The 7725-nt window shown below is 43.3% G+C and carries 7 protein-coding genes and 1 pseudogene; 2 read left to right on the plus strand and 6 right to left on the minus strand.

Translation table 11 applies throughout. The annotated features are described in order from the left end of the window. On the plus strand, window positions 1–2550 hold a 2550-nt coding region (locus B4C48_RS13740; protein ID WP_291357463.1), incomplete at its 5' end, for a DNA translocase FtsK. 37 nt (window positions 2551–2587) lie between these two features. Here the strand turns inward: B4C48_RS13740 and B4C48_RS13745 are convergent. Further along, window positions 2588–3475, minus strand: a complete 888-nt coding sequence (locus B4C48_RS13745) for a LysR family transcriptional regulator (RefSeq protein WP_291357465.1) — start codon at window positions 3473–3475, stop codon at window positions 2588–2590. Between the two features lie 104 nt (window positions 3476–3579). Here B4C48_RS13745 and B4C48_RS13750 point away from each other — a divergent pair, with 104 nt between their 5' ends. Continuing rightward, on the plus strand, window positions 3580–4482 hold the full coding sequence (locus B4C48_RS13750; RefSeq protein ID WP_291357467.1) for an AEC family transporter: 903 nt from the start codon (window positions 3580–3582) through the stop codon (window positions 4480–4482). A gap of 58 nt (window positions 4483–4540) precedes the next feature. Here the strand turns inward: B4C48_RS13750 and B4C48_RS13755 are convergent, their stop codons facing one another. From B4C48_RS13755 to B4C48_RS13775, 5 genes and pseudogenes are all read right to left on the minus strand, one after another. After that, window positions 4541–4828: a PA4642 family protein gene (locus B4C48_RS13755; protein WP_291357469.1), complete on the minus strand. Its 288-nt coding sequence runs from the start codon at window positions 4826–4828 to the stop codon at window positions 4541–4543. A gap of 238 nt (window positions 4829–5066) precedes the next feature. After that, window positions 5067–5339, minus strand: a complete 273-nt coding sequence (gene minE / locus B4C48_RS13760; RefSeq protein ID WP_291357471.1) for a cell division topological specificity factor MinE — start codon at window positions 5337–5339, stop codon at window positions 5067–5069. A 3-nt stretch (window positions 5340–5342) separates the two neighbouring features. Continuing rightward, on the minus strand, window positions 5343–6155 hold the full coding sequence (gene minD / locus B4C48_RS13765) for a septum site-determining protein MinD (RefSeq protein ID WP_291357473.1): 813 nt from the start codon (window positions 6153–6155) through the stop codon (window positions 5343–5345). A gap of 67 nt (window positions 6156–6222) precedes the next feature. Beyond that, the gene (gene minC / locus B4C48_RS13770) at window positions 6223–6948 is read right to left on the minus strand and encodes a septum site-determining protein MinC (RefSeq protein ID WP_291357475.1); all 726 of its coding nucleotides are present in this window, start codon (window positions 6946–6948) and stop codon (window positions 6223–6225) included. A gap of 122 nt (window positions 6949–7070) precedes the next feature. Beyond that, window positions 7071–7725, minus strand: a pseudogene (locus tag B4C48_RS13775) (preprotein translocase subunit SecA); the annotation flags it as partial.

Consider the following 7725-nt stretch of genomic DNA (forward strand, 5'->3'; position numbering starts at 1 on the left):
ACACCTGCCTATTTACAAGACTTATTTTATAAAAATGTGCCAGAAGCCGAGTCTGCATTTGATCGAACCAATCCTGAAATCAAAAAGTCATTTGCAAATAGCAAACTAAAACCGGCCTCAGAAAAAGTAACGCCAGTAGCCGAACATAAGGAAGTAGAACTGTCGCCTATAGTTCGTGATCTGGCAGCAGAGCGCCTGTTCAATGATATGGTGGAAAAAGAACAGTTTGCACAGCAACAGCTGATCGATGATCAAGACGAGGCAGAGTTTGAACAGGTTCTAGAAAAAGCTCATCGTCTGGAACAGAATACCCAGCGTGTCGTGGCAACCGGTGAAGTCTGGCGTGCATTACATTCCGATGAGAACCAAAATCATAATCAAGATATTGATGCGTTGCTCAAAGCGGCTGAAGAATCTGACCTCCATACACCGCACGAGCATTTTCAAGCATTTGTTGATGAACAATCTACAGCACCAATTTCTCAGACCTCGAAACAAAATCTGGATTGGGATGATGATGAAATCTTTGATGAATTGCTTGCCGCTGTGCCGAGTGGAAAAACTGCAACAGATGTGCATACCCCATTTAATCCGGTGAATTCAGAATCATCTGCACCCTCAGCAGCAGCTATCCCTGAAGAAAAAATTGTGCCTGCATCTGTGAGCATGGCTGCATCGCCCGTATTGAATCATAGTATGCCTAAAAATACGGCATTGGATGACGAGTTTGATGAGCTGGATGATTTACTGGTAGATGATTTACCGGTAGATCATCTTGAGCCAGCGGCTCCCGTGGCACGTACCACAAGTAATTATGCCCAGTCCTCAGCATTTGTACGTGCAGAAATTAATACCCAGATTCAGCAACAGCCAAAAATTTCTGAAGATGAAAAGGCATTGATTGCTTCAAATAAAGATGTGTTTCGTGAAGTCTGGCAGGAAACGGCGGGCAAGCCTGTGGTTGAAGCCGAGCTTGCAGAAGATGATTTTGACTTTGATGCACCTTTAACTGATGCTATGGGCCGTCCGATGTCACGTGCCATGCAAGTGGCACAAAAGCGTCGTGACTTGCCTACTTTGCCGGGTCTGGAACTGCTGGATAAAGTCGATCCAAACAAGAAAGTGAATTTTACTGCTGAACAGCTGGCGCGATTATCCGAGTTACTTGAAATTAAGCTGCAAGAGTTTAATGTCAAGGCACAAGTGGTTGAAGCTCAGCCGGGACCAGTCGTGACCCGTTTTGAGCTGGATTTGGCACCGGGTGTTAAGGCTTCTAAAGTAACCAATATTTCACGTGACTTGGCGCGTTCGATGTCGATGGCATCGGTACGTGTGGTCGAAGTGATTCCGGGCAAGCCCTATATCGGCATTGAAGTACCAAATAGTACTCGTGAAATGGTGCGTCTGATCGAGTTATTGACCATTCCTGCCTTTACCGACCCAAATAGCATTCTTTCGATGGCCATGGGTAAAGATATTTCGGGTAATCCGGTGATTGCTGACTTAGGTAAAGCCCCGCATATGCTGGTGGCAGGAACCACCGGTTCAGGTAAATCGGTGGCGGTTAACTCGATGATTTTATCGATGCTGCTGAAATATACGCCAGATCAGTTGCGTTTAATCTTGATTGACCCGAAACAGCTGGAACTGGCCAACTATAACGATATTCCTCATTTGCTCACGCCAGTCGTAACGGACATGAAAGATGCCGTGAATGCCCTGAACTGGTGTGTCAATGAAATGGAACGTCGCTATAAGCTGATGTCTTATCTGAAAATCCGTAAATTGAGTGACTATAATCGCAAGGTCGAAGAAGCGATTGCCAATGGTGAAGACTTAATTGATCCAACCTGGAAAGCAAGTGACTCGGTGGTAGGAGAGCGTGCACCACGTTTAACCCCATTACCGTCTATCGTAATTGTTGCCGACGAATTTGCCGACATGATTATGCAAGTGGGTAAAAAAGCCGAAGAAATGATTACCCGTTTAGCACAAAAATCACGTGCTGCCGGTATTCACTTGCTGCTTGCAACTCAGCGTCCATCAGTCGATGTGATCACCGGTTTGATTAAAGCCAATATTCCGACCCGTGTGGCTTTGCGAGTGAACAGTAAAATTGACTCGCGGACCATTCTGGATGCCGGCGGGGCAGAAGATCTGTTAGGTCATGGTGATATGTTGTTCCTTGGCCCTGGCAAGATTGAACCGGAACGTGTGCACGGTGCATTTATTTCCGATGATGAAGTAAACAATATTTGTGATGCCTGGCGTGAGCGTGGTGAACCGAACTATGTGGACGAAATTCTGACCCCGTATGATGAAGAGCCGACTTCGCGTGGCTTTGAAGATGGTGATGGTGGTTCGGATCGTGATGCACTCTATGATCAATGCGTATCTTTTGTGCTGGAAACCCGCAAGGCATCGACTTCATCGTTACAGCGTAAATTCAGTTTAGGTTATAACCGTGCTGCACGGATCATTGATCAGATGGAAGAAAATGGCATTGTCAGCAGCATGGGTGCCAATGGCAAGCGAGATATTCTGGTTTAATACCCGATTTGAAAAAGCCTGCTCAATGCAGGCTTTTTTATTTGTGGAAATAAAACATGTCTTGTGCAAGTTCAATCAAGACTTTTGTGGCAGGGCTCATAAATTTCTTGTTCGCTACAGCCAGCCCAATATGGCGCTGGGTATTGGGCGTGAGTGGCCTTTTGACGACATTGGGGTGTAACGCCAGCAGTTCGGGAGTAATGGCCATATCCGCGACTATAGATACGCCTTCGTTGATATTCACCATATTTAAAATGGTCAGTAGTTGTGACAATTGGTATTTAATGGTGGGTTGAATTTGATGCAGTTTAAATAGCAATTCCACATGCGTTTGGCTACCGGCCTTGGTTAAAATAAAGGGATAATTCACCAATTCTGCAATGCTTACTTCGGTTTTGCTGGCAATCGGATAACTCTTGGGGATAAGGGCAACAAAAATATCCTGTATAACCGGGAAGGTATCCAGCTCTGGTCGTGGTAAGACCGCAAAACCGACATCGATCTGTTTGGCCAAAATCCACTGTGAAACTTGCTCATCGGTGCCTTCATCTACATAAATTTCAATATTCGGGTAGCGTTGCCGGTAGGCAGTCAATATTTCCGGTAATAGATGGATGGATGCGGAAGCACCAAAAGAACCAATCCTTAACGTACCTTGATGCACCCCATGTGCTGCCGCCGCTTCCTGCTGCATATTTTGTGCAGTATTTAAAATATTTTGTGCATGCAGCAGCAACTGTGCGCCAATTGTGGTCAGTTCAATTTTGTGCTGATCACGTGAAAATAAGCACACCTTCCAATGCTGTTCCAGACTTTTTAGCGCGTGTGACACTGCTGACTGGGTAATGCCGAGCTGTTTTGCGGTTAGGGTAAAGCTCTGTTTTTCTGCGACCAGAATAAAAATTTCAAGCTGGCTAAAGGTCATGAGGTGTATGAGTAAAAACTCATTTTATGATGAGACTGAATGAGGATTATATTATCAGCCTGATGAAAGTTAAAGTGCAGTCCAGCTGCTGAAAATAGATAGTTATGAATATACTGATCGCCTTATTTCCTCTCATTATCATGATTGCCATGGGGTATTTACTTAAACATTATCAATATCTAGCAACAGATTTTTGGGTAGGTGCAGAGAAATTTAACTACTTTATTTTATTCCCTACACTTTTATTTACCAATCTGACCTATGTCGAGTTGGATTTGGATGCGGTCAGGTGGGTCTTGGCGGCCTTATTTATCATCATTATTATTGTCAGTCTGTTGCTATGGTCATTTAAATTATGGCGTTACATTCCTGCGGCACGCTTCGGCGTTTATATGCAAAGCCATATTCGTTTTAATACCTATATTGGCTTGTCATTAATGGCACCTTTATTTGGTCCCAAAGGCGTACAGTTATTTGCCATGATCATGGTGGTCTCCATTCCCTTAGTAAATATTATCTCTGTATTGTCTTTCTCACAGGGACAAGGCGTGTCTTTTAAGAATACGCTGCTCTCAGTATTTAAAAATCCATTAATTTTAGGTTGTGTGGTAGGCATGCTGTTTAATTTAAGTGGATTAAAACTTTTTGTTGGGATCGAAAATGCATTGAAATTATTGGCTGCAATGAGTTTGCCTTTGGGCTTGATTTGCGTGGGTGCCGGCTTGCAGTTTTCCGCTTTAGGCCGCTCTTTATCTCGTTTGGCGATCAATACCGTAGGACGTCTGCTGCTGATTCCTCTTTTTGCCTACGCCATTTGCAGTCTAATGCGCTTAAATCAGCTAGAAACGGCAGTATTGGTGGTATTTTTTGCCTTACCAACAGCAACTGCATCTTATATTTTGACCAAGTTTTGTCAGGGAGACAGTGAACTCATGGCAGGGGTGATCAGCCTGCAAACGTTATGCTTTGCCTTAAGCTTTCCTATGCTAATGTGGCTGTTGTTCTAGTTTAGATCCAAAAAATAAAAGGCCTGCAACAAGCAGGCCTTTTATCGAAATGTGGAAATTATGCAAACTTGGCAAGAACTTCCAGGAAGCCTTCGCTTTGACGTGGATATTGAGCAATCACGTCATGAATGCGTTGACCTTCAGGATTGGTGGCATTGATATCACGGCCATCAGCAATGAATTGAGTCAATAAACGTTCATAATCATTTGGACGCATGTGCTTGAACGCATGATAAAGCACGTGAAAATCGGCATTCACGCCTGCAGGAGGAAGCTGGGTTAAATAGGCAAATACACGCTCATCTGACCATTCTTCATTGAACGTTGCTGGCTGAGATAATGCCATCGCAAACTCCTTGGTATACGGATTAAAAAGGCAAAAATATGGAGCATTAGAGAAATCGGTTTTGCTTGACCCTGCCAACTTGAAGCACAGCTTCTCGTCTTGCAGCTGGGCAAAGTAGTACCTAAATCGTTCAGGCACTTCGAAGCACAGCTTCTCGTCTTGCGCCTGAACAAAGCAGTGCTTTGTTCAGGCTCATATTTTGCCTTGATTCAATTTGCTTGACTAATCAGAATTCAGATTATCGCTCTTCAGGCAAATTGATATTCATTTCTAACATTTCAATGTTGGCTTCAGAACGCACCGACATTTGAATATGCTGTTCATCCACACCACGAACATAGCGATTGACCACCTGCATGATTTCTTTCTTCATGAGGTCAATCTTTTCCTGACTTAAGCGTTTGCCTAAACCCTGTTCAGAAGCAACAATAACTTTTAAGCGATCTTTAGCAGTTTGTGCGCTCGAAGGTTTATCATCGTTGCTGAATAATTTACTCCAGAATCCTGCCATGTCTTACGCTCCAAATAGTCTTGCTAACCAACCTTTAGGTTTGACTTCGATGTGACGGTAAGCGCGTTCTTCACCCAGGAAGCGTGCTACCAGGTCATCATAAGCCTGACCAGCTGCATCTTCAGTAAACAGAATTACAGGTTTACCTTCGTTTGATGCTTGAAGTACGCTCTTACATTCAGGAATAACGCCCAGTGTAGGTACACGTAAGATATCTTTAGAAATATCGTCAATCGTTAACATTTCTTGTTTATCGGCACGTTCAGGGTTGAAGCGTGTAATACAAAGATGTTTACGGATACGGCCTTCGTTCTGTTCTACTTTTTTGGTTTTGCTGTCCAGCATACCAATAATGCGGTCAGAGTCACGTACAGATGAAATTTCAGGGTTGGTGACAATGATTGCTTCATCTGCATGGTACATTGCCATGATTGCACCGCGCTCGATACCGGCAGGCGAATCACAAATAATGTAGTCAAATTCTTGAGAAAGTTCATCCATAACACGTGCAACACCTTCATCGGTCAAGGCATCCTTATCACGGGTTTGTGAAGCAGGCAAAATGTATAAATTTTCAATATCTTTGTCACGAATTAACGCTTGTTGAAGGCGTGCTTCGTTATTTAAAACATTCACAAAATCATAAACAACGCGACGTTCACAACCCATAATTAAATCTAGGTTACGTAAACCTACGTCAAAATCGATGACAACAGTTTTGTGACCACGAAGGGCTAAACCTGTTGCAAAAGATGCACTTGTTGTAGTTTTACCTACACCACCTTTGCCTGATGTTACGACAACAATTTTCGCCACCGAATCCACTCCTGTTATGGTTCAAACCCCTTTTTTAAATCTGGGGCTTTTGGTGTTTATTTATACATTAAAATTCGAGAACTTCAAATACAAGTTCTTGATGATCATTCAAGTAAATATGGACAGATTTTTTCAGGACATGCTGCGGAATGTCATCTGCCACGCAATATGTACCTGCAATTGATACCAGTTCTGCTTCCAGGGAATGGCAGAAAATACGTCCTGCGCTGTTCCCGCCTGCGCCGGCGATGACTCTACCACGTGCGCTACCATAAATATGTATATTTCCTGAAGCAATGACTTCAGAGCCGCTGTTAATACCCGCATTCAGAATAATATCGCCATGATCCTGGACCAGACACTGACCCGTACGCAAAATTTCATCATGATAAGATGTCACATGGCTGATGACACGAGCGGGTTTGGCTGCCACTTCTGCAGCATCTTGGGTTTGAGCAGGTTCAATTTCGGCTTCAACCACTTGTTCTTTTGTGGCTTTAATCCGTTGTAGAGGTCTGTTGTCTGCAGGCAGAATAGGAAACTGAATGGCGCGGGCTTCATCGGAAAGAATGCCGTCAATCACACCCATTGGCTGTAAGTCCAGGCTGATCAATAACTGAATCAGTGCAATCAATTCCTGTTCTACCGTGCTGTCTATAATCACCAGCGTGCCATGAGAAGCAGTTTCTTGAAGCATTTGAGTCAATTGCTGGCGGATTGCATTGTGATCATTGGTGTCAAAAGTTAATCGGGTAAAATTAACCATTCTGCCTGTAATCCGTATATCAGCCATAATTATTCCTTAAGACTTCTGACTCATTCATTTTATGTCGAAGTGATGTTGTAAATAGAGCAAATGCTAGAACAAATTGCAGCTTTTCTCTAGCCACGTTTTCAATATTTTTAATCTCATGATCATTCTTTGACTTGATCATGCTGTTCCAGGATTTGTTGCCATTGTTTTATTTTCACTTGCTGGCGAACCGCTTCTAAACTTTCAAAAACAGCCGATTCCACCAGTTTTTCCACATGGGTATTATTTTCAAATTGTATTTGGCTGATTTTATTCGAAATTTCTAAATATGCCAGGTTTTTTTCATTTTTATGACCATATGCAAAAGGTTCAATCAGTCCCAGCGTGATGTTTTCTCCCAAACGTTGTCCGATGCTTTGGATCTGTTGCTCGATGCGTCCTCCCACAATGGGAATCAAACGCAGTAACTGGGTCAGTTCAGGTGTATCTTCAATGGCTTGATTGACGATGTCGCCAACATTTTCCGCAATCATGATTTTTTGTGCTTGCAGCTCTTTACCTAAAGATTCCTGTAAAATATCTGCCAAGGCAATGGCAAACATGTCGCGGTGATGGGCAACCAGATCCTCAATCAGCTTTTTATGGGTGGTACTGGTAGAGAGTTCACGTTTTATGCTGTCTAAAACTGTAATCACGATACGGCTGGTCAGTTCTTCTAGCAGCATATGGTAATAAAAGTTAGCCCGCTGATACCAAGCGTCCGGAATAACTTTATAACCATGTTGATACAGATTGTAGGCGATGGAACCGGCACGT

The organism is Acinetobacter sp. UBA3106 (assembly GCA_002365595.1).
Lineage (GTDB): Bacteria > Pseudomonadota > Gammaproteobacteria > Pseudomonadales > Moraxellaceae > Acinetobacter.